The sequence below is a fragment of the Buttiauxella brennerae ATCC 51605 genome (assembly GCF_001654925.1).
Taxonomy (GTDB): Bacteria; Pseudomonadota; Gammaproteobacteria; order Enterobacterales; family Enterobacteriaceae; genus Buttiauxella; species Buttiauxella brennerae.
Window position 1 is genome coordinate 47,556 of the sequence record NZ_LXER01000036.1, and the last position, 22,050, is coordinate 69,605.

The window sequence follows — 22,050 nt, forward strand, 5'->3', positions numbered from 1 at the left end:
TGTCCTAATTGTATCAGCAATAATTACATCACCCCACCATGTAGGTGGCGGTCGCACTGGCGATATGCAATTGATCTTCGTTGTGTAATTCCACGCGTGCTACAGCCACTTTGCGGCCTGCACGCAGAAGAGTGCTGCTGGCAGTGAAACGTTGGCCACGCCCTGGGCGCAGGTAATCGACGCGTAAATCGATAGTTCCCATTTTCGAGAGACGTTGGCGCAGTTCTTCTTCGCTAATGCTATCGTGGCGGGTGAGCGTACTGCCCACACAAACCAGGCCTGCCGCCACATCCAGCGATGAGGCGATGACACCGCCATGCAAAATACTCTGCGCCCAGTTCCCCACCATCATCGGCTGGTTATTAAAACAAAGCTCGGCGTAATCTTTCTCGTAACGGATAAGCTCCAGCCCCAGCGCACGGTTAAATGGCATGTGATAGACAAAAATTTCACCGACCAGTTGTAAAGCGGCTTCCGGGGTCAAAAATGGGGTAGACATGGATCGTTCCTCGACCAAAATAAAATCACAATGTTAATTAATTGTGTATTTTATGCTTCACAATCGTTGATTGCTACTTTAAGAACTGTAGACCGAGCGTCCAGATTAAGAACTATGTAGAATGTGTCCCTGATAATAATTTGAAACCTTTTCTTTCAGGAGAACACCATTGATGCGCAAGTATCTAGGATGGCTGATGGCGGCATGCCTGCTTCCTTCTATGGCTAACGCAGCTGAAGCGACCATAAAGCAAGTGCATGATAAACCGGCTGTGCGTGGCAGCATCATTGCGAATATGCTTCTGGAACATGACAATCCATTCACACTTTACCCGTATGAAACCAACTACCTGATTTATACGGTGACGGATGACCTGAACAAAGAAGCGATTCGCAGTTATAACTGGTCTGATAATGCCCGCAAAGACGAAGTAAAATTCCAGCTTAGCCTCGCGTTCCCTATCTGGCGCGGCATTCTGGGGCCAAACTCAGTCTTGGGTGCTTCGTATACTCAGAAATCCTGGTGGCAGCTGTCTAATAGTGGCGAATCTTCACCTTTCCGTGAAACAAACTACGAGCCACAAGTGTTTCTGGGCTTTGCTACCGATGAATCGTTTGCTGGCTGGACATTACGCGACGTTGAGGTGGGTTATAACCACGATTCCAATGGTCGTTCAGACCCAACGTCTCGCAGCTGGAACCGTTTATACACGCGTCTGATGGCAGAGCAAGGCAACTGGTTGGTTGAAGTGAAGCCGTGGTATGTAATTGGTGATACCGACGATAACCCGGATATCACCAAATACCTGGGCTACTATCAGCTGCGTGTTGGCTACCAGTTTGGCGATGCGATTCTGAGTATGAAAGGGCAGTACAACTGGAATACCGGTTACGGCGGCGGCGAATTAGGCTTTAGTTATCCGGTCACTAAGCACGTGCGTCTTTATACCCAGCTTTACAGCGGTTACGGTGAGTCATTAATTGATTACAACTTTAACCAGACACGCTTCGGTGTCGGCGTTATGCTTAACGATCTGTTCTAAGAAATTGGCGGTTTTTGTGGTGGGGAAAGCGTGACACAGGCGGAAGTAATTAATCAGGCAGTGCTGGCCAGACAGGTTTTGCAAGATACCTTTGGCTATCAACAGTTCCGCCCAGGTCAGGAAACCATCATCGAAACGGTGCTGGAAGGGCGCGATTGCCTGGTTGTCATGCCGACAGGCGGTGGCAAATCACTGTGCTATCAAATCCCGGCGCTGGTGTTTGGCGGGCTGACTGTCGTGGTTTCCCCGCTGATTTCCCTGATGAAAGACCAGGTCGATCAGTTGCTGGCAAACGGCGTTGCCGCCGCGAGCCTTAACTCCACCCAAAATCGCGAACAGCAACAAGAAGTGATGGCGGGCTGCCGTACCGGGCAGATTCGCCTGTTATACATCGCGCCGGAACGGCTGATGATGGATAACTTCATCGACCAAATCAGCCAGTGGCATTTGTCGATGATCGCGGTTGATGAGGCGCACTGTATTTCTCAGTGGGGCCACGATTTCCGCCCGGAATATGCCGCATTAGGCCAACTGCGCCAACGCCTGCCGACGGTGCCGTTCATCGCTCTGACGGCTACGGCTGATGACACCACGCGTGCAGACATTGTTCGTCTGCTTGGTCTGCACGACCCGCTGATTCAAATCAGCAGTTTTGACCGCCCGAATATCCGCTACATGCTGATGGAGAAGTTTAAACCTCTCGATCAGCTGATGCGCTACGTGCAAGAGCAACGCGGCAAATCCGGCATTATTTACTGCAACAGCCGCGCGAAAGTTGAAGACACTGCTGCTCGTCTGCAAAGTAAAGGTATCAGCGCGGGTGCATATCACGCCGGGCTTGAGCACCAGGTTCGCGGTGAAGTGCAGGAAAAATTCCAGCGTGATGACCTGCAAATCGTCGTGGCGACTGTCGCGTTCGGTATGGGCATCAACAAACCCAACGTTCGTTTTGTCGCGCACTTCGACATCCCGCGCAATATCGAATCCTATTACCAGGAAACGGGCCGTGCCGGGCGTGATGGCCTGCCTGCGGAAGCGATGCTATTTTACGATCCGGCCGATATGGCGTGGTTGCGTAAATGCCTCGAGGAAAAACCGGTCGGGCAATTACAGGATATTGAGCGCCATAAACTCAATGCAATGGGCGCGTTTGCCGAAGCGCAGACCTGTCGCCGCCTGGTGTTGTTGAATTACTTCGGTGAAGGTCGCCAGCAATCTTGTGGCAACTGCGATGTGTGCCTCGATCCACCGCGCCGCTACGACGGGCTGGTGGATGCGCAAAAAGCGCTGTCGTGTATTTATCGCGTCAACCAACGCTTTGGTATGGGCTATGTCGTGGAAGTGCTGCGTGGTGCCAATAACCAGCGTATCCGCGAATTACAGCACGACAAATTACCGGTTTATGGCATTGGCCGTGACCAGACCCACGAGCACTGGGTGAGCGTTATCCGCCAGTTGATTCACCTCGGCGTGGTGACACAAAATATTGCTCAGCACTCTGCATTGCAACTCACCGAAGCCGCTCGCCCGTTCTTGCGTGGTGAAGAGCCGCTCATGCTCGCCGTGCCGCGAATTGTGGCAATCAAATCAAAATCCAGCCCGAAAGTATTCGTCGGAAACTACGACCGCAAGCTGTTCGCCAAATTGCGCAAACTGCGTAAAGCCATTGCCGACGAAGAGAATATCCCGCCGTATGTGGTGTTTAACGATGCGACGCTTATCGAAATGGCCGAACAAATGCCGATTACGCCGAGTGAAATGCTAGGGGTTAACGGTGTGGGTACGCGTAAGCTGGAACGCTTTGGGCGCGAGTTTATGGCACTTATTCGCAGCCATGTCGATGGCGAAGATGAGTAGTAGCCAGTACCCGTCATTCTTCAAGCTGCAGGGGTGTTGGCTGCACTCACTTACCCCAGTCACTTACTCAAGTAAGCTCCTGGGGATAAGTTCCCTGGCCGCCTACCTGCAACTCGAATTATTTAGGGTATAGTTATTCTCTAATTAATTATCCAGCGAGTTATTTCCTATGTTGACGCTTTTTCTGACCGTAGCGGTATTGCATATCGTTGCGTTGGTTACTCCCGGCCCTGACTTCTTCTTCGTTTCGCAGACCGCCGTTAGCCGTTCCCGAAAAGAAGCCATGATGGGCGTGCTGGGTATTACCGGCGGCGTGATGGTCTGGTCTGGCGTGGCGCTGCTCGGCCTTAACCTGATCCTCGAAAAAATGGCGTGGCTACACAGCATTATTATGGTCGGCGGTGGCTTGTATCTGTGCTGGATGGGTTATCAGATGCTGCGCAGTGCATTGAAAAAAGAAACGGTTAAGCCGACTGAAGAGGTCAGTGTTGAGCTGGCTCGCAGCGGACGCAGCTTCCTGAAGGGCCTGTTGACCAATCTCTCGAATCCAAAAGCTATCATTTATTTCGGCAGCGTGTTTTCACTGTTTGTCAGTAATGATGTTGGCAGCGCCGAACGTTGGGGATTATTCGTCATGATTGCTCTGGAAACCTTCGTCTGGTTTACCGTGGTTGCCAGCCTGTTCGCATTGCCGCAAATGCGCCGGGGTTACCAGCGCCTTGCGAAATGGATTGATGGTGTTGCCGGCGCTTTGTTTACCGGATTCGGCATCCACCTGATCATCTCCCGCTAATCAAGCCTGGCGTGCTGTAGCAAGCAGCGCGCCAACCAACATAAACAGCGAACCAAATACGCGGTTCAACGCTTTCATCTGCTTTGGCCCTTTAATCCAGCCTGCAATACGTGTTGCTAGCGTCGCATAGCCAATCATCACAATAATATCGACCACTACGGTGGTTACACCGAGCACTAAATACTGCACCGCCTGTGGCTGGTGCGGTGAGATAAATTGCGGGAAAAGTGCAGCGAGAAAGACGATGCTTTTTGGGTTCGTCAGGTTCACAAAAATCGCGCGCTTAAACAGACGGCTGCGTGGTTGGGTGGTCGCCAGGGTATTTAAGTCCAGCGCACCCGCGGCACGCCATTGCTGAATACCAAGCCAGACAAGATAAGCGGCACCCGCCCATTTCAAAATTTCAAAAGCCAGTAATGAGTGTGAGAACAGCGCACCCAGGCCAATCCCAACCAGCACGATATGAATCGCAAGCCCCGTTTGCAGCCCGGCAATCGACGCGGCAGCTCCCCGATAGCTGTGGCTAATGGCGGTGGTCATGGTATTAATTGCCCCGGAACCGGGTGACAGACTCAGAATTATTGTGGTTACGAGATAGGTTAACCACCACTCAACACTCATGTGAAATTCCCTGATCGAACACTTTTATGCCACAATACGCTATTGTTGATGAGCGTGCTACGAATCACAAAAAAGCGATATGACTCAGCATAAAAATGGATGGTCAAACAGGGAAAACGCCTTTGCGGCTTTCACCACCGGTCCTCTGATGGACTTCTGGCGGCAGCGCGAAGAGTGTGAATTTTCAGGCGTCGACGAAGTGCCGGTACGCTACGTACGCTTTCGCGCGCAGGATCACGACAGGGTCATTGTCGTTTGCCCAGGGCGCATCGAAAGCTACGTCAAATATGCTGAACTGGCTTATGACCTTTTCCATTGCGGGTTCGATATTTTAATCATCGACCACCGCGGGCAAGGGCGTTCGGGGCGCATGCTTTCGGACTCACATCGCGGCCATGTGGCGAAATTTAGCGACTATGTCGACGACTTTGACCGCTTTTATCAGCACGAAGTCGCCAACGGCCCCTGGAGAAAACGCTATGCGTTAGCGCATTCCATGGGCGGCGCGATAATTACGCTGTGGCTTGAGAAAAACTCACAATGCTTTGATGCAGTTGCGCTGTGTGCACCGATGTTTGGTATTGCCTTGCGCTGGCCTGACTGGATGGTGCGCCATATTCTTGATTGGGCGGAAGGCCATCAGCGTATTCGTGAGGGTTATGCAATCGGAACAGGCCGCTGGCGTGCATTACCATTTAGCGTTAATGTCCTGACCCATAGCCGTGAACGTTACCGCCGCAACCTGCGTTTTTATGCTGATGAGCCAGCATTGCGATTGGGTGGGCCAACGAATCACTGGGTAAGAGAAGGGATACTCGCAGGAGAACAGGTTTTAGCAGGAGCCACTGCTATCACCACGCCGATTTTTATCCTGCAGGCAGAAGAGGAGCGCGTCGTAGATAACCGAGCGCATGACCAATTCTGTGAGATTCGCGCCGCGGCGGGCCACCCTTGTGAGGGGGAAACACCTTACGTCATAAACGGTGCGTATCATGAGATCCTGTTCGAAAAGGACGATATGCGAACCGAAGCGCTGAATGCCGTCATCGCGTTTTTTGACAGGCACAATTAATCTGAATTTAACACCAGAGGTTCCAAATCCTATGTACCATGTCGTTGCGTCTGACTTAGATGGCACGTTGCTGTCCCCTGATCACACTCTCTCCCCGTATGCTAAAGAAACGCTGAAATTGCTCACCGCTGAAGGTGTTCATTTCGTCTTCGCAACGGGTCGCCACCATATCGACGTGGGGCAAATCCGCGATAACCTCGAAATCAAAGCCTACATGATCACCTCAAACGGTGCGCGTGTGCATGATACTGACGGTAACCTGGTGTTCAGCCACGATCTCGACCATGACATCGCCCAGGATCTGTTTGGTGTGGTGCATACCAATCAAGATATCGTGACCAACGTCTACCGTGGCGACCAGTGGTTTATGAACCGTCACCGCCCGGAAGAGATGAAATATTTCAAAGAAGCGGTGTTCAATTACACCCTGTTTGAACCAGGTTTGCTGGAAGCCGATGGCGTCAGCAAAGTGTTCTTCACCTGTGATTCACATGAAAAACTCCTGCCGCTTGAGCAAGCGTTGCTCGCTCGCTGGGGCGACCGCGTGAATGTGAGTTTCTCGACGCTGACTTGCCTGGAAGTGATGGCGGGTGGCGTGTCGAAAGGTCACGCGCTGGAAGCGGTATCCAAAGCGATGGGCTACGGCCTGAAAGACTGCATTTCCTTTGGTGACGGCATGAATGACGCGGAAATGCTGAGCATGGCGGGTAAAGGCTGCATCATGGGCAACGCTCACCAGCGCCTGAAAGACTTACTGCCAGAGCTTGAAGTCATCGGCACCAACGGTGATAACGCGGTTCCGCATTACCTGCGCAAGATGTTCCTCGGCAAAGACTGATTCGTGATAAACGAGTGGTGAACTAATCACCACTCGTCAACCAAATAGTTCAACTTCTGCACATTCCCTTCGCTACAATGAAGCATTAATCTCCCGTAGTAGAGACTTCATCGTGCCGTTACTGATCATCACCACTATTCTGTGGGCCTTCTCTTTTAGCCTGATTGGCGAGTACCTTGCCGGGCATGTCGACAGCTACTTTTCAGTACTGATGCGCGTCGGGCTGGCGGCGATAGTGTTCCTGCCATTCCTGCGCTTTAAAGGATACAGCGCGAAAACATTGCTGCTGTATATGCTGGTGGGCGCACTGCAACTCGGCGTGATGTACCTGTTTAGCTTCCAGGCGTATCTCTACCTCACCGTTTCAGAATTCCTGCTGTTTACGGTAATGACGCCGCTTTACGTTACGCTGATTTATGACTTGATCAGCGGCAACAAGCTACGTTGGGGCTACGCATTGAGTGCCGGGCTTGCGGTGATTGGTGCGGCGATTATTCGCTACGACAAAGTGAGCGATCACTTCTGGATTGGTCTGATGCTGGTCCAGGCGGCAAACATCTGCTTCGCCATCGGTATGGTGGGCTACAAACGGCTGATGGAAACGCGTCCGATGCCGCAACGTTGCGCATTTTCGTGGTTCTACCTCGGGGCGGCAGTCGTGGCTGTAACAGCCTGGTTTGCGCTGGGGAATCCGCACAAACTGCCGACCACGCATCTGCAATGGGGCATTCTGGTGTGGCTTGGTGTGGTGGCTTCCGGGTTGGGCTACTTTATGTGGAACTATGGCGCCACGCAGGTGGATGCGGGCACGCTTGGTATCATGAACAACGTGCATGTTCCGGCGGGGCTGCTGGTTAACCTTGCCATCTGGCAAGAACAGCCGCACTGGCCGAGTTTTATTATTGGTGGGACGGTGATAATGGCCTCGCTATGGGTGCATCGCCATTGGGTCGCTCCGCGTTCTTCACAAACGGCAGATGCTCGCAAGCGTGTGAACGCGTCGAGCGAATAAACGCATCCGTCACCGGTTGGCGCTGTTCGCCATCGCGCACGGCGGCGTACAACCGGCTCCACAGTCCTTCGCCCAGGGTTTTGGTTATGACCAGACCCTGGCGCTCAACATTTTCCACTACCCAATGTGGCAGCGCAGCAATCCCCATGCGGGCTGACACCATCTGAATCAGCAGCAGCGTGTTATCGACACTTTTCAGCGATGGGCTGACGCCTGCGGGTTGCAGGAAATGGCGCCAGATATCGAGTCGTTGGCGCTGCACCGGGTAAATCAACAACGTTTCGCTGCTCAAATCTTCCGGTTCAATACGCGTTTTGCTTGCCAGCGGGTGATCCGTTGCCAGCACCAGGCGCACTTCATAATCAAACATTGGCGAATAATGCAGACCGCTGCGCGGCAGGATGTCAGACGTTAATACGATATCCAGCTCACTCTGTTGCAGTGCAGGCTGCGGGTCGAACGTCACGCCAGATTTGAAATCCAGATCCACCTGCGGCCAGGTTTTGTGGAAGTTTTCCAGCGCGGGCGTCAGCCACTGAATACAGCTATGGCATTCGATGGCGATGCGAAGCTGGGTCTGGTGCGGTTCGTTGCAAGCCTGCAGCGCACGGCTAATCTGCGGCAACACTTGTTCAGCCAGTTGCAATAGCACCTCGCCCTGAGGCGTAAACCGCAGTGGCTGACTTTTACGGACAAACAGGCGGAAACCCAGGCGCTGCTCCAGATCGCTGAATTGATGGGAGAGGGCCGATTGGGTTTGATGCAACGCGGCAGCCGCAGCGGCTAAAGAGCCGCAATTTCGTAACGCCTGTAGCGTCCGCAGATGTTTAATCTCGATCATGAAAGTCCTTCAATTCGGCATGAGCAAATTGCGCTTGAGGAATATACAGTACCTGTTGATTATAGATGTGTAAACATCTGGACGGCTAAATGCGTCGAATAATGAATATTGAGGAAAGAACATGACGATAAAAAATCACACCCTCGGCTTCCCTCGTGTCGGCCTGCGTCGCGAACTGAAAAAAGCACAAGAAAGTTACTGGGCGGGCAGCTCCACCCAGGAAGAATTACTGGCGGTAGGCCGCGAACTGCGTACCCGCCACTGGGACCAACAAAAACAGGCTGGCGTCGAATTGCTGCCCGTGGGCGATTTCGCCTGGTACGACCACGTTCTGACAACAAGCTTGCTACTTGGCAACGTGCCGGCTCGTCATCAGAACGCGGACGGCAGCGTCGATATCGACACCTTATTCCGCCTGGGCCGTGGCCGGGCACCCACTGGTGAGCCAGCCGCAGCCGCTGAAATGACCAAATGGTTCAACACTAATTACCACTACATGGTGCCGGAGTTCACTAAAGGCCAGCAGTTCAAACTGACCTGGACACAACTGCTGGATGAAGTAGATGAAGCACTGGCGCTTGGCCACAACGTGAAACCTGTGCTGCTTGGGCCAGTGACTTACCTGTGGCTTGGCAAAGTGAAAGGTGAGCCGTTTGACCGCCTGAGCCTGCTGCAAGATATTCTGCCGGTTTACCAGCAGGTGCTGGCGGAACTGGCAAAGCGTGGCATTGAGTGGGTGCAGATCGACGAGCCTGCTCTGGTGCTGGAGTTACCGCAAGAATGGCTCGATGCGTTCAAACCGGCTTACGACGCGCTGGCTGGTAACGTTAAACTGTTGCTGACCACTTATTTTGAAGGCGTGACGCCAAACCTGAACACCATTACGGCGCTGCCGGTTCAGGGTCTGCACGTCGATTTCGTCCATGGTAAAGACGATATCAACGCGCTGCATCAGCAACTTCCAGCCAACTGGCTGTTATCGGCCGGTGTGATTAATGGCCGTAACGTCTGGCGTGCTGATTTGAGCGAAAAATATCAACAATTGCAGGCGATCGTCGGTAAACGTGATCTGTGGGTCGCTTCTTCCTGTTCTCTGCTGCACAGCCCAATCGACCTGAGCGTTGAAACCCGTCTTGATGCTGAAGTTAAGAGCTGGTTTGCCTTCGCGCTGCAAAAATGTGCCGAACTGTCTTTGCTGACCGAAGCCCTGAAAAGTGGCAACACTGAAAAACTGGCTGAATGGAGTGCGCCAATTCAGGCTCGTCGCCATTCACAGCGCGTCCATAATGCGGCGGTTGGCAAACGTCTGGCGACCATTACGGCGCAAGACAGCCAGCGCCAGAATGACTATACCGTTCGCGCCGTGGCACAGCGTCAGCGCTTTAATCTGCCAGCGTGGCCGACAACGACCATCGGTTCATTCCCACAAACCACGGAAATCCGTGGCCTGCGCCTGGAGTTCAAAAAAGGTAACCTGGATGCGAATAACTATCGCACCGGTATCGCCGAACATATCAAACAAGCCGTTGCTGAGCAGGAACGTCTGGAGCTGGATGTACTGGTGCATGGCGAAGCCGAACGTAACGACATGGTGGAATACTTCGGTGAGCACCTCGACGGTTTCGTGTTTACCCAAAACGGTTGGGTGCAGAGTTACGGTTCGCGCTGCGTTAAGCCACCGGTTGTCATCGGTGATATCAGTCGCCCGCAAGCCATTACTGTGGAATGGGCGAAGTACGCACAATCCCTGACCGACAAACCGGTAAAAGGTATGTTGACCGGCCCGGTGACTATTTTGTGCTGGTCATTCCCGCGCGAAGATGTGAGCCGTGAAACCATCGCCAAACAAATCGCCTTAGCGTTGCGTGATGAAGTGGCTGATCTCGAAGCCGCAGGTATCGGCATCATTCAGATCGACGAACCCGCACTGCGCGAAGGTTTACCGCTGCGCCGTTCCGACTGGCAGGCGTATCTGGAGTGGGGCGTGGAAGCCTTCCGCCTGAATGCCGCCGTGGTGCGTGATGACACGCAGATCCACACGCACATGTGTTACTGCGAGTTCAACGACATCATGGACTCCATTGCCGCGCTGGATGCAGACGTGATCACTATCGAAACCTCGCGTTCCGATATGGACCTGCTGGAGTCATTTAAAGAGTTCGAATACCCGAATGAAATTGGGCCGGGCGTATATGACATTCACTCACCGAACGTGCCGAGCGTGGAATGGATTGAAGCATTGCTGAAGAAAGCGGCGGAAAGCGTTCCGGCAGAGCGCTTGTGGGTCAACCCGGACTGCGGCCTGAAAACCCGTGGCTGGCCGGAGACTCGCCAGGCACTGGCGAATATGGTGAAGGCTGCGCAGAATTTGCGTAAGGCATAATTGAATCAAGGCCACCTTCGTTAGGTGGCTCTTTTACAATCCACCTATTAAGGCCTTCGCTTTTGCTCTAACCTCAGCCAGCACTAAGCCTGGCACAGAACCTTTCTTTTTAGCATTGCGCTTTCGCCAGTCCAGACTTTTCACCTGATCGGCAAGTACCGCACCTTCCGGGCAGCCTGGAACCACAACTTCAAAGGGATAACCTTTTATTTTTGTGGTCATGGGACAACACAACATGAGGTTTGTGCGTTCGTTATATGTCAAAGGGCTAAGTACAACAGCGGGCCGATGCCCTGCTTGTTCATGGCCCGCCTGAGGCTCAAAATCAAGCCACACAATATCACCTGTGTCAGGAACGTAATTTTTTGCCATCAAAGCGCTTCCTTGCCAATCGGTTCGCCAAAAGAGACTTCCTGGTGAATATTTTCATCTGTAATGCCTGAAAGAAGGGCATCAAGGGAATATTCTTTCGTCCGTACTGGAACGATCACAATCCGGCCCTCTTCAACAGTAATATCAACGGTATCGTCCACACTCAATGAAGCTGCCTCCATTATCGCAACCGGAAGTCTGACAGAAGGGCTGTTGCCCCATTTTTTAATGACAACCTGTGGCATAGTCTTAATCCTGTACGTATCAACAATGAAGATACAGTATCATGATGAACTGCTGTGTCAACTTTGTTGATACATGTGTCTGTGGTACCCTTTCAGATGCCCGGATCGACTGAATGCTCGCCATTTAGACAGGGTATGTCAACAATGAAGCGGTATGTTTTCTGGTCAATGTTTTACTATTCGAGGGGACTCGCAAAGCAGTGAAAATGATGCTTAAAGTTGCAATAAAATACGTCCTCCCTGCTTCGAGAAAAGGCGTTTCACAACTCAGTGGATGCTCGAGTCAGTCTCATCACTTATTATTTTTGTAGATTTGCCCCAGCAACTGCCAGGGCAAATTTACTACTTTTGCGCACCATACCGTTCAAACCACGTCAGCATCCGTTGCCAGCCATCTTTTGCTGATTCTTCATGATAGCTCGGGCGGTAGTCCGCATTAAAAGCATGGCCCGCTTCCGGGTAGACGATAATTTCTGCGTTAGCATTTGCGGCACGTAACGCGTGGCGCATGGTTTCTACGGTATCCTGCGGAATTCCCGTATCTTGCCCGCCATAAAGCCCAAGCACGGGCGCATTCAAATTGATTGCGACGTCGACCGGGTGGTGTGGTGAATTCAGCGATTTTTCCCCAACCAATTTGCCATACCAGGCCACAGCTGCTTTCAGTTGCGGATTATGAGCGGCATATAGCCATGTAATGCGTCCACCCCAGCAAAAACCAGTGACCATCAGGCGATGGGCATCACCACCGTTTCTGGCCGCCCAGTTTGCAACATGGTCCAGGTCGGCAAGAACCTGCGCGTCGGGGACTTTGGACACCAGACCGCTGAACAGGGTCGGGATATCTGCATAATCATTCGGATCGCCCTGACGGAAGTAGAGCTCTGGCGCGATGGCGAGATAGCCTTCGAGCGCCAGGCGGCGACAAACATCACGAATGTGTTCATGCACACCGAAAATTTCCTGCACCACGATGACAATCGGCAGTGGGCCTTCAGCCCCTTTTGGTCTGGCATGGAACGCAGGCATGTTTTCGCCCTGCGTGGGAATAGATGTCTCTCCCGAGAGAATCTCTTCATCGGAGGTATGCAATACTGTTGAAGCAAGTGGAGCTGCCGCTGGCGCAAAATGTCCGCCCGGCGATTTATCTACTGTATTTTCTTCTTTCATTGGCATTCTCCTTACCAGAATTAGCGCAGTGCGATAACTATAGCTTTTCCCCGTCATTCTTCGAGCCGCAGGGCTGTTCGCTATGTCTGATAAAAGAATAGTCAGGAAATTTAATTGTGATGTTCATCACCAATGAGATTGAAAGTAATGTAATTTGTTTCATTCATAGTGAAATGCGTCACGAAATTCTTCGTGGGGGTTCTGTAAAGTACCTCCAGAGCAACACAAGCTAACCTATTCAATGCAGGAGTCTGTTATGTCCAAGTCTGATGTTTTTCACCTCGGCCTCACTAAAAGTGATCTGCAAGGGGCAACACTTGCCATCGTCCCGGGCGATCCTGAGCGAGTTGAAAAAATCGCTGTGCTGATGGACAAGCCGGTTAAATTGGCTTCCCACCGTGAATTTACTACCTGGCGTGCTGAGTTAGATGGCAAGCCGGTTATCGTGTGTTCGACCGGTATTGGTGGCCCGTCTACCTCTATCGCTGTGGAAGAATTGGCGCAGTTGGGTATTCGTACTTTCCTGCGTATCGGGACTACCGGTGCAATTCAGCCGCATATCAATGTCGGTGACGTTCTGGTGACCACCGCATCTGTGCGCCTTGATGGTGCCAGCCTGCATTTTGCACCAATGGAATACCCGGCAGTGGCCGATTTTGCGTGTACTACCGCACTGGTTGAAGCGGCGAAATCTATCGGCGCAACGACTCACATTGGTGTGACGGCGTCTTCTGATACCTTCTATCCTGGCCAGGAACGTTACGACACCTTCTCAGGTCGTGTAGTGAATCGCTACAAAGGCTCTATGGAAGAGTGGCAGCAGATGGGCGTGATGAACTACGAGATGGAATCAGCAACACTTCTGACCATGTGTGCAAGCCAGGGCCTGCGTGCGGGTATGGTTGCGGGTGTGATTGTGAACCGTACTCAGCAAGAGATCCCGAACGCTGAGACGATGAAGAAAACGGAAAGCCATGCGGTGAAAATCGTCGTGGAAGCAGCTCGTCGCCTGATCTAGTCCCCCAAAGCCGGTGCAAGCCGGCTTAATTTTTACGCTTTGCGTAACGTCTCGCAGTAAACTCCTTTTCATCTGGACATTTATACAGCACAATTTTATTTTGCTGATGTTTAGCATGGCTTGTGGGAGTGACTGTGGATATTTCTATTTTATTCGGGCTCGGGATTGCGCTAGTTGGGGTTCTGACTGGTTGGTTGCTGGCAAGTTTGCGGGCGGCTGGGCGGCAATCCGCATTGCATGAAGAACAACGAGAAATCTACGGCGAATTGACTGCTGCACGGCAGGAGTTACAGCAAAACCAGCACTGGAAAGAAGAATGCGAGCAACTTAACCGTGAGCTGCGCACTCAGCTTGAAATTAACAGTGCCCAGGAAGCCGATATCCGCGAACTCTCCACACTTCTGGAACAAACCCGTCTTAATGCTGATGACAAACATCGCCAGATGCTCAACAGCGAACAGCGCCTGAGTGAACAGTTTGAAAACCTCGCCAATCGCATCTTTGAAAACAGCGGCCGTAAAGTTGAAGAGCAAAACCGCCAAAGTTTGAATGGCTTGCTCTCGCCACTGCGCGAACAACTGGATGGTTTCCGCCGCCAGGTTCAGGAAAGCTTTGGCCAGGAAGCTCGCGAACGCCACACGCTAACCCACGAAATTCGTAACCTTCAGCAGCTGAACGCGCAAATGGCGCAAGAGGCGCTTAATCTCACCAAAGCCCTGAAAGGGGATAATAAAACCCAGGGTAACTGGGGTGAGGTTGTGTTGACGCGGGTGCTGGAGGCGTCTGGCTTACGCGAAGGGTATGAATATGAAACTCAGATAAACATTCAGCTAGAAAATAATAGCCGTATGCAGCCGGATGTCATCGTGCGTTTGCCGCAGGGCAAAGATGTGGTTATCGACGCCAAAATGACGCTGGTGGCCTATGAGCGTTACTACAACGGTGACGACGACGTAACTCGTGAAATCGCCCTCAACGAGCATATTGCAGCGGTGCGTAACCACATTCGCATGCTGGGCCGTAAAGACTATCAGCAGTTGCCTGGGCTGAGGTCGCTGGATTATGTGCTGATGTTTATCCCGGTTGAGCCGGCATTTTTACTGGCAATCGACCGCCAGCCTGAATTGATCAGCGAAGCGCTCAGAAATAACATTATGCTCGTTAGCCCAACCACGTTATTGGTGGCATTAAGAACGGTTGCCAATTTGTGGCGTTATGAGCACCAGAGCCGGAATGCGCAACAAATTGCCGAACGTGCCAGCCGACTCTATGACAAAATGCGCCTCTTTGTTGATGACATGTCGGCGATTGGCCAAAGTCTGGATAAAGCCCAGGACAATTACCGCCAGGCGATGAAAAAACTCTCTTCCGGGCGCGGCAATATTCTCATTCAGGCGGATGCATTTCGTGGTCTGGGCGTTGAGGTTAAACGTGAGATTAATCCAGATTTGGTCGAGCAGGCCAGACTTGAAGAAGACGATCAAACCGATCGCCATGAGCATGAAAACGACGAAGAAAAGAACACAGACAACAGTTTAGAGAACCGACGTATCGTTGGTGAGCGTTAAGCTCAGGTTAATCCCGCGAGCTTGAAGCATAGGGCTTTAGGGCTCATTCTGTTACACTTCACAAACATTTTTTGGACAAGCAGGCATTGAGATGGTTGAAGAATCCCAGGAAACAACACACTTTGGCTTCCGGACAGTAGCGAAGGAGCAAAAGGCCGATATGGTGGCTCATGTGTTCCACTCTGTAGCCGCAAAATACGACGTAATGAATGACCTGATGTCATTCGGCATCCATCGTTTATGGAAGCGCTTCACCATTGATTGCAGTGGTGTCCGTCGTGGTCAGCGCGTACTGGACTTAGCAGGCGGAACCGGCGATTTAACCGCTAAGTTCTCCCGTCTGGTAGGCGAAACGGGCGAAGTGGTTCTGGCTGATATCAATGACTCAATGCTGAAAATGGGGCGCGAAAAACTGCGCAACATCGGCGTGATTGGCAACGTGAACTATGTTCAGGCTAACGCTGAAGCACTGCCATTCCCGGACAACTTCTTTGACTGCATCACCATCTCTTTTGGCCTGCGAAATGTGACAGACAAAGAGAAAGCGCTGCGTTCAATGTATCGCGTATTAAAGCCGGGTGGCCGCCTGTTGGTTCTTGAGTTCTCTAAACCGATTATCGAGCCGCTGAGCAAAGCTTACGATGCTTACTCCTTCCACATTTTGCCGCGTATTGGTGAACTTGTTGCGCAGGATGCGGAAAGCTACCGTTATCTGGCTGAATCTATTCGTATGCATCCAGACCAGGATACGTTGAAAGCAATGATGGAAGATGCGGGCTTTGAAAACACGACCTATTTCAACCTGACCGCTGGCGTTGTTGCTCTGCACCGTGGCTATAAATTCTGACAGGGAACTCGTGATGCCTTTTACACCGCTAATGACTGCTGGGATTGAAAGTATCCTCAATACGTTCCTCTGGTGTGATCGTGGCCTGAAATCAGCGCGTCAGCGCCTGGTGGGTAAGGTGTTACGTGTTGAGCTCAAAGAGTTCTCATCACCTATCGTTTTGGTCTTTAGCGAACAACAGCTTGATGTGTTAGCCCAGTGGGAAGGTGAAGCCGACTGTCTGGTGAAAACGGGGCTCAGCACATTACCGAAATTGCGTGACCGCCAGCAACTTACGGCGCTCATTCGTAGCAGCGAGCTAGAAGTGCAGGGTGATCTTCAGGTGGTCCAAAATTGGGTTGCTCTGATGGACCTTGCAGAGTTTGACCCTGCTGAATTGTTAGCGCCCTATATTGGCGATATCGCTGCCGAAGGCATCAGCAAAGTTATTCGCGGCGGCGGAAAATTGTTCAGTAAGGGTTTCGCCCGTAACCAACAATACCTGTCAGAAGTGATTACTGAAGAGTGGAAAATGGCTCCAGGATCGCTTGAAGTTGCATGGTTTTCCGAGGAAACGGCAGCGGTAGAACGTAAGGTTGACGCACTCATCGCGCGACTGGACAAACTGGAGAACAAATGACGCCTGGAGAAATTCGTCGCCTCTATTTCATCATTCGCACTTTCCTGAGTTACGGCCTGGATGAGCTAATCCCACGAGTTCGCATTACGCTGCCGCTGCGTGTCTGGCGGCGGATGCTTTTCTGGATGCCAAACCGTCATAAAGAAAAACCTCTCGGTGAGCGTTTGCGCCTTGCGCTACAAGAACTCGGACCGGTGTGGATCAAATTTGGGCAGATGCTCTCGACACGTCGTGACCTGTTCCCACCACAAATTGCTGACCAACTCGCGATGTTGCAGGATCGCGTAGCCCCCTTTGATGGAGCACTAGCCAAAAAACAAATCGAACAGGCGATGGGCGGTATTCCTGTCGATTCCTGGTTTGACGATTTTGAAATTACGCCGCTTGCATCTGCTTCCATTGCGCAAGTTCATACCGCTCGCCTGAAAGAAAATGGCCGTGAAGTGGTTATCAAAGTTATTCGCCCGGACATTTTGCCAATCATCAAAGCGGATATGAAACTCATCTATCGTCTTGCTCGGTGGGTGCCACGTTTGATGCCTGATGGCCGCCGTTTACGGCCGCTGGAAGTGGTTCGTGAATATGAAAAGACTCTGATTGATGAGCTGAACCTGCTACGTGAGTCTGCAAACGCTATTCAGTTACGCCGCAATTTTGAAGGCAGCCCGATGCTGTATGTGCCGGAAGTGTTCTCTGACTATTGCAGCCAGGACATGATGGTTATGGAGCGTATTTACGGTATTCCCGTTTCTGATATTGCGATGCTTCATAAGCAGGGCACCAACATGAAACTGTTGGCAGAGCGGGGCGTGCAGGTGTTCTTCACCCAGGTTTTCCGTGACAGCTTCTTCCACGCGGATATGCATCCAGGCAATATTTTCGTCAGCTATGAACACCCTGAAGACCCACAATACATTGGTATCGACTGCGGTATTGTGGGTTCGCTCAATAAAGAAGATAAGCGCTATCTGGCTGAAAACTTTATCGCTTTCTTTAACCGTGATTACCGCAAAGTCGCTGAACTGCATGTTGATTCTGGTTGGGTGCCACCGGACACGAACGTTGAAGATTTTGAGTTTGCCATTCGTACCGTTTGTGAACCTATCTTTGAAAAGCCATTAGCGGAAATTTCCTTTGGTCACGTGTTGTTGAACCTGTTCAACACTGCGCGTCGCTTTAATATGGAAGTGCAGCCGCAGTTAGTTTTGCTGCAGAAGACGCTACTTTATGTCGAAGGGCTTGGAAGACAACTTTATCCACAGCTGGATTTGTGGAAAACCGCCAAACCTTTCCTTGAAGACTGGATTAAAGATCAGGTGGGTATTCCTGCGCTTATTCGTTCTTTCAAAGAAAAAGCACCGTTCTGGATTGAAAAAATGCCAGAACTGCCGGAACTGATGTACGACAGTTTGCGCCAGGGTAAACAATTGCAGCACAGCGTTGATAAAATAACGCGTGATTTGCAACGCAACCAGGTGCGCCAGGCGCAATCTCGCTATCTGTTTGGGATTGGTGCTACGCTGATGCTTAGCGGCACTTTATTATTGATTAATAAGCCAGAATGGGAATTGATGCCTGCCTGGTTAATGGCCGGGGGTATCGTGACCTGGCTGATTGGCTGGCGGCGCTCAGCCTGAGTTGTTTTTAATCGTTTTTAGCGGACAACGTGCGGTACAATACAGACCGTTATCTGTACCCAATAGATTTCAGGATGCATGAACATCTGCAACTTGAAAGAGGTTGGGTATATTCATCACTGTGATTTGAGGCAACATTATGGGTGGTATCAGTATTTGGCAATTGTTGATCATTGCCGTTATCGTCGTTCTGCTGTTTGGTACCAAGAAACTGGGTTCTATCGGTTCTGATTTGGGCGCATCCATCAAAGGCTTTAAAAAAGCGATGGGTGACGATGAAGACAAAGAGAAAGATAAATCCGTTCAGGATGCTGATTTCACCGCGAAAACACTCGCTGATAAGCAGCCTGGCGAAGTGAAGAAAGACGAAGCTAAGAGTAACGATAAAGAGCAGGTGTAATCCGTGTTCGATATTGGTTTCAGTGAACTGCTGCTGGTATTCGTAATTGGCCTGATTGTCCTTGGGCCACAACGTTTGCCTGTGGCGGTTAAAACGGTTGTCGGCTGGGTTCGTGCTTTGCGCTCGCTCGCGGCAACTGTGCAAAATGAACTGGTTCAGGAACTGAAAATCCAGGAGCTGCAGGACAGCCTCAAGAAGGTTGAAAAAGCGAGCATGGATAACCTCACTCCAGAACTAAAGGCATCTATGGACGAGCTGCGCCAGGCCGCAGAGTCTATGAAGCGTTCGTATACTCACGAACCTGAAAAGGCGAATGACGAAGCTCATACGATCCATAACCCATTGGTAAAAGACGCGCAGGACAGCCATGAAGGTGTGACGCCAGCCATGGCCGCACATCAAGCGAGTGCGCCCGACCAGGCTCCTGCCGTTGAAACTGAAATAGTTCCTGCTCATACCGCAACCGAGGTTTCTGAGGGATTAATTCAGCCTCAGATTAAACCTGTAGCGGAACCCGCTAAGGTCCCAGCATCTTCTCAACCTTCGAGTGATAAACCGTAAACATGGCCGTTGAAGATACCCAACCGCTTATCAGCCATCTGATAGAGCTGCGCAAGCGACTGTTAAATAGCATTATCGCTGTGCTGGTGATTTTCCTGGCACTGGTTTACTTTGCCAACGACATCTACCAAATTGTCTCCGCACCGCTTATTAGCCAGATGCCGGTAGGCTCAACGATGATTGCTACCGATGTCGCATCACCGTTTTTTGCGCCAATTAAGCTGACGATTTATGTCTCGGTGTTCCTGTCAGCGCCAGTCATTCTTTATCAAATCTGGGCGTTTATTGCGCCTGCGCTTTATAAACACGAGCGCAAACTTGTGATGCCGCTGCTGTTTTCCAGCACCATGCTGTTTTATATCGGCATCGCTTTTGCCTATTTCGTGGTGTTCCCTTTAGCGTTTGGTTTCCTGACCAAAACAGCGCCAATAGGGGTCGTGATGTCCACCGACATTACGAAATACCTCGATTTTGTCATGGCCTTGTTTATGGCATTTGGCGTGGCCTTTGAAGTCCCCGTTGCCATTATTCTACTGTGCTGGATGGGCGTAACTACCCCTGAAGCGCTGAAGAAAAAGCGTCCTTACATTCTGGTTGGTGCATTCGTTGTTGGCATGTTGTTGACTCCGCCGGATGTATTCTCGCAAACACTGCTGGCGATACCGATGTACTGCCTGTTTGAAGTCGGTGTGTTCTTCTCCCGTTTCTATGTCGGTAAAGGGCGTAGAAGAGGCGAGGAAGACCCGGAAGATGCCCCGGAAGCAGAAGACGAACACTCTCATAAAGAGTCATAATTTCAGGCCGCCCATCAGGGCGGTCGTCGTTTGGAAGACGCTATGTTTGATATCGGTGTAAATCTTACCAGCCCACAGTTCGCGAAAGACCATGCAGAAGTTGTCGCTCGCGCGCATTCAGCGGGCGTCAGTGGCATGTTGCTGACTGGCACGAATCTGCATGAAAGCCAGCAGGCTCTGTTACTGGCACAACAGTATCAAGGGTGCTGGTCTACCGCCGGTGTTCACCCCCATGATGCCAGCCAGTGGCAAGACGAAACGGCAGATGCCATTCGTGAACTTGCCAGTGCTTCTGAAGTGGTTGCCATCGGTGAGTGCGGCCTGGATTTCAACCGTAATTTCTCAACGCCTGCTGAGCAAGAGCGTGCTTTTACCGCACAACTGGCCCTTGCGGCTGACCTGATGATGCCGGTATTTTTACACTGCCGCGAAGCACACGAACGCTTTATTACGCTGCTTGATCCCTGGCTCGATAAATTGCCAGGGGTAGTGTTGCATTGCTTTACCGGCACAGAAAATGAAGCTCGTGAGTGTCTGGCGCGTGGGCTTTTTATAGGCGTGACCGGTTGGGTGTGCGATGAGCGCCGTGGCCTTGAATTACGTGAATTGCTACCGGTGATCCCCGCGCATCAACTGCTGTTGGAAACCGATGCCCCTTATTTGTTACCGCGGGATTTAAAACCAAAACCTGCTTCCCGCCGGAACGAACCCTGCTACTTGCCGCATATCCTGAACAAGGTGGCTGAATGGCGTGGAGAAGATCCCGCCTGGCTTGCACAAGTAACAGATGACAATGCCCGCCGTCTTTTCCGGCTGGCTTAAATCAGGAGAAAGTTAATGAGCTATGCATTTCCCGGAACGTTTCCCGGGCGCCGTATGCGCCGCGTCCGTCGTCACGATTTCAGCCGCCGCCTGGTGTGCGAAAATCAATTAACGGTTAATGACCTTATCTATCCTGTGTTCGTGATGGAAGGTCAGAACCGCCAGGAAGAGGTGGCGTCAATGCCGGGCGTTTACCGCATGACTATCGATTTGCTGCTCAAAGAAGCGGAAGCTGTAGCAAAACTTGGCGTGCCAGTGCTGTCACTGTTCCCGGTAATCGAGAGCGCAGGGAAATCTCTTCATGCTGAGGAAGCTTATAACCCGAATGGTCTGGTCCAGCGTGCAGTTCGTGCGCTGAAAGATGCAGTTCCAGAACTGGGTTTGCTGACTGACGTTGCGCTTGATCCCTATACCACTCATGGCCAGGATGGCGTGATTGATGCTGACGGTTACGTCATCAATGATATTACTCGCGAGATTCTGGTGCGCCAGGCGTTGTCTCATGCGGAAGCTGGGGCTGAAATCATTGCGCCAAGCGATATGATGGATGGTCGTATTGGTTCAATCCGCTCGCAGCTTGAGCTGGATGGTTTCGTCAATACCCAGATTATGTCGTACGCGGCGAAATACGCATCCTGCTACTACGGCCCGTTCCGTGATGCAATTGGCTCATCTGGCAACCTGAAGGGTGGCAATAAAAAGACCTATCAGATGGACCCGGCCAATAGTGATGAAGCCTTGCAGGAAGTTGCCCAGGATCTTCAGGAAGGTGCAGATATGGTGATGGTGAAACCAGGTATGCCATATCTGGATGTCGTGCGCCGTGTGAAAGATACCTTCGGCGTGCCGACTTTTGCCTACCAGGTTTCTGGTGAATATGCGATGCATATGGCGGCTATCCAGAATGGGTGGCTGGCAGAAAAACCTGCCGTCATGGAGTCGTTACTGTGCTTTAAACGCGCGGGTGCTGATGGTGTGCTGACGTACTTCTCGAAGCGTGTTGCGCAGTGGCTGCATGACGAACAAATGCAGCGCTAGA

At 51.6% G+C, this 22,050-nt stretch carries 23 protein-coding genes; 17 read left to right on the forward strand and 6 right to left on the reverse strand.

What is annotated here, in order from left to right; translation table 11 throughout:
* Nucleotides 1–28: 28 nt before the first annotated feature.
* Nucleotides 29–499: a thioesterase family protein gene (locus M975_RS19915; RefSeq protein WP_064515204.1), complete on the reverse strand. Its 471-nt coding sequence runs from the start codon at nucleotides 497–499 to the stop codon at nucleotides 29–31.
* Nucleotides 500–671: 172 nt separating this feature from the next.
* On the opposite strand from M975_RS19915, the gene pldA reads away from it, so the two are divergent.
* The 3 genes from pldA to rhtC all read left to right on the forward strand — a co-directional run bounded on the left by pldA (nucleotide 672) and on the right by rhtC (nucleotide 4,191).
* On the forward strand, nucleotides 672–1,541 hold the full coding sequence (gene pldA / locus M975_RS19920; protein WP_064561630.1) for a phospholipase A: 870 nt from the start codon (nucleotides 672–674) through the stop codon (nucleotides 1,539–1,541).
* Between the two features lie 30 nt (nucleotides 1,542–1,571).
* Nucleotides 1,572–3,398: an ATP-dependent DNA helicase RecQ gene (recQ, locus tag M975_RS19925; RefSeq protein WP_064561631.1), complete on the forward strand. Its 1,827-nt coding sequence runs from the start codon at nucleotides 1,572–1,574 to the stop codon at nucleotides 3,396–3,398.
* 169 nt (nucleotides 3,399–3,567) lie between these two features.
* Complete coding sequence (gene rhtC, locus M975_RS19930; RefSeq protein ID WP_064561632.1) at nucleotides 3,568–4,191, forward strand: threonine export protein RhtC; 624 nt, start codon at nucleotides 3,568–3,570, stop codon at nucleotides 4,189–4,191.
* On the opposite strand, the gene rhtB is transcribed toward rhtC, so the two are convergent.
* On the reverse strand, nucleotides 4,192–4,812 hold the full coding sequence (gene rhtB, locus M975_RS19935) for a homoserine/homoserine lactone efflux protein (RefSeq protein WP_064561633.1): 621 nt from the start codon (nucleotides 4,810–4,812) through the stop codon (nucleotides 4,192–4,194).
* 79 nt (nucleotides 4,813–4,891) lie between these two features.
* Between rhtB and pldB the strand changes: the two genes are divergently transcribed.
* The 3 genes from pldB (at nucleotide 4,892) to M975_RS19950 (ending at nucleotide 7,734) form a co-directional block, all read left to right on the forward strand.
* Nucleotides 4,892–5,884 carry a lysophospholipase L2 gene (pldB, locus tag M975_RS19940; RefSeq protein ID WP_064561634.1) on the forward strand — a complete coding sequence of 331 codons (993 nt, stop codon included), beginning with the start codon at nucleotides 4,892–4,894 and terminating at the stop codon, nucleotides 5,882–5,884.
* A gap of 31 nt (nucleotides 5,885–5,915) precedes the next feature.
* Nucleotides 5,916–6,722 (forward strand): sugar/pyridoxal phosphate phosphatase YigL, encoded by an 807-nt coding sequence (gene yigL / locus M975_RS19945; protein ID WP_064515217.1) that lies wholly within the window; start codon nucleotides 5,916–5,918, stop codon nucleotides 6,720–6,722.
* Nucleotides 6,723–6,834: 112 nt separating this feature from the next.
* Nucleotides 6,835–7,734, forward strand: coding sequence for a carboxylate/amino acid/amine transporter (locus tag M975_RS19950; RefSeq protein ID WP_064561635.1), 900 nt, complete (start codon nucleotides 6,835–6,837; stop codon nucleotides 7,732–7,734).
* On the opposite strand, the gene metR is transcribed toward M975_RS19950, so the two are convergent.
* Nucleotides 7,622–8,575: an HTH-type transcriptional regulator MetR gene (gene metR / locus M975_RS19955; protein WP_064561636.1), complete on the reverse strand. Its 954-nt coding sequence runs from the start codon at nucleotides 8,573–8,575 to the stop codon at nucleotides 7,622–7,624. The genes M975_RS19950 and metR overlap by 113 nt on opposite strands.
* 121 nt (nucleotides 8,576–8,696) lie before the next feature.
* Between metR and metE the strand changes: the two genes are divergently transcribed.
* Entirely contained in the window at nucleotides 8,697–10,958 is a 2,262-nt protein-coding gene (gene metE, locus M975_RS19960; protein WP_064561637.1) for a 5-methyltetrahydropteroyltriglutamate--homocysteine S-methyltransferase, read from the forward strand.
* 33 nt (nucleotides 10,959–10,991) lie between these two features.
* Here metE and mazF read toward each other — a convergent pair whose 3' ends face one another.
* The 3 genes from mazF to M975_RS19975 form a co-directional block, all read right to left on the reverse strand.
* Nucleotides 10,992–11,330 carry an endoribonuclease MazF gene (gene mazF, locus M975_RS19965; RefSeq protein ID WP_209438139.1) on the reverse strand — a complete coding sequence of 113 codons (339 nt, stop codon included), beginning with the start codon at nucleotides 11,328–11,330 and terminating at the stop codon, nucleotides 10,992–10,994.
* On the reverse strand, nucleotides 11,330–11,575 hold the full coding sequence (locus M975_RS19970) for an AbrB/MazE/SpoVT family DNA-binding domain-containing protein (RefSeq protein WP_064561639.1): 246 nt from the start codon (nucleotides 11,573–11,575) through the stop codon (nucleotides 11,330–11,332). The genes mazF and M975_RS19970 overlap by 1 nt, the downstream gene beginning before the upstream one ends.
* Nucleotides 11,576–11,917: 342 nt before the next feature.
* Entirely contained in the window at nucleotides 11,918–12,745 is an 828-nt protein-coding gene (locus M975_RS19975; protein ID WP_064561640.1) for a dienelactone hydrolase family protein, read from the reverse strand.
* A gap of 256 nt (nucleotides 12,746–13,001) precedes the next feature.
* On the opposite strand from M975_RS19975, the gene udp reads away from it, so the two are divergent.
* The 10 genes from udp (at nucleotide 13,002) to hemB (ending at nucleotide 22,049) form a co-directional block, all read left to right on the forward strand.
* The gene (udp, locus tag M975_RS19980; protein ID WP_064561641.1) at nucleotides 13,002–13,763 is read left to right on the forward strand and encodes a uridine phosphorylase; all 762 of its coding nucleotides are present in this window, start codon (nucleotides 13,002–13,004) and stop codon (nucleotides 13,761–13,763) included.
* Between the two features lie 134 nt (nucleotides 13,764–13,897).
* Nucleotides 13,898–15,331, forward strand: coding sequence for a DNA recombination protein RmuC (rmuC, locus tag M975_RS19985; RefSeq protein ID WP_064561660.1), 1,434 nt, complete (start codon nucleotides 13,898–13,900; stop codon nucleotides 15,329–15,331).
* Between the two features lie 91 nt (nucleotides 15,332–15,422).
* A complete protein-coding gene (gene ubiE, locus M975_RS19990; protein WP_064561642.1) occupies nucleotides 15,423–16,178 on the forward strand; it encodes a bifunctional demethylmenaquinone methyltransferase/2-methoxy-6-polyprenyl-1,4-benzoquinol methylase UbiE in 756 nt (251 codons plus the stop codon).
* 13 nt (nucleotides 16,179–16,191) lie between these two features.
* On the forward strand, nucleotides 16,192–16,797 hold the full coding sequence (gene ubiJ / locus M975_RS19995) for a ubiquinone biosynthesis protein UbiJ (protein WP_064561643.1): 606 nt from the start codon (nucleotides 16,192–16,194) through the stop codon (nucleotides 16,795–16,797).
* Entirely contained in the window at nucleotides 16,794–18,434 is a 1,641-nt protein-coding gene (gene ubiB / locus M975_RS20000) for a ubiquinone biosynthesis regulatory protein kinase UbiB (protein ID WP_064561644.1), read from the forward strand. Before ubiJ ends, ubiB begins: the two co-directional genes overlap by 4 nt.
* Nucleotides 18,435–18,573: 139 nt before the next feature.
* A complete protein-coding gene (gene tatA, locus M975_RS20005) occupies nucleotides 18,574–18,834 on the forward strand; it encodes a Sec-independent protein translocase subunit TatA (RefSeq protein ID WP_034492140.1) in 261 nt (86 codons plus the stop codon).
* Nucleotides 18,835–18,837: 3 nt separating this feature from the next.
* Complete coding sequence (gene tatB, locus M975_RS20010; RefSeq protein WP_064561645.1) at nucleotides 18,838–19,395, forward strand: Sec-independent protein translocase protein TatB; 558 nt, start codon at nucleotides 18,838–18,840, stop codon at nucleotides 19,393–19,395.
* A 2-nt stretch (nucleotides 19,396–19,397) separates the two neighbouring features.
* On the forward strand, nucleotides 19,398–20,189 hold the full coding sequence (tatC, locus tag M975_RS20015; RefSeq protein WP_064561646.1) for a Sec-independent protein translocase subunit TatC: 792 nt from the start codon (nucleotides 19,398–19,400) through the stop codon (nucleotides 20,187–20,189).
* A gap of 42 nt (nucleotides 20,190–20,231) precedes the next feature.
* The gene (gene tatD / locus M975_RS20020) at nucleotides 20,232–21,011 is read left to right on the forward strand and encodes a 3'-5' ssDNA/RNA exonuclease TatD (RefSeq protein WP_064561647.1); all 780 of its coding nucleotides are present in this window, start codon (nucleotides 20,232–20,234) and stop codon (nucleotides 21,009–21,011) included.
* 15 nt (nucleotides 21,012–21,026) lie between these two features.
* Entirely contained in the window at nucleotides 21,027–22,049 is a 1,023-nt protein-coding gene (gene hemB, locus M975_RS20025; protein ID WP_064561648.1) for a porphobilinogen synthase, read from the forward strand.
* The last annotated feature ends 1 nt before the right edge of the window (nucleotide 22,050 follow it).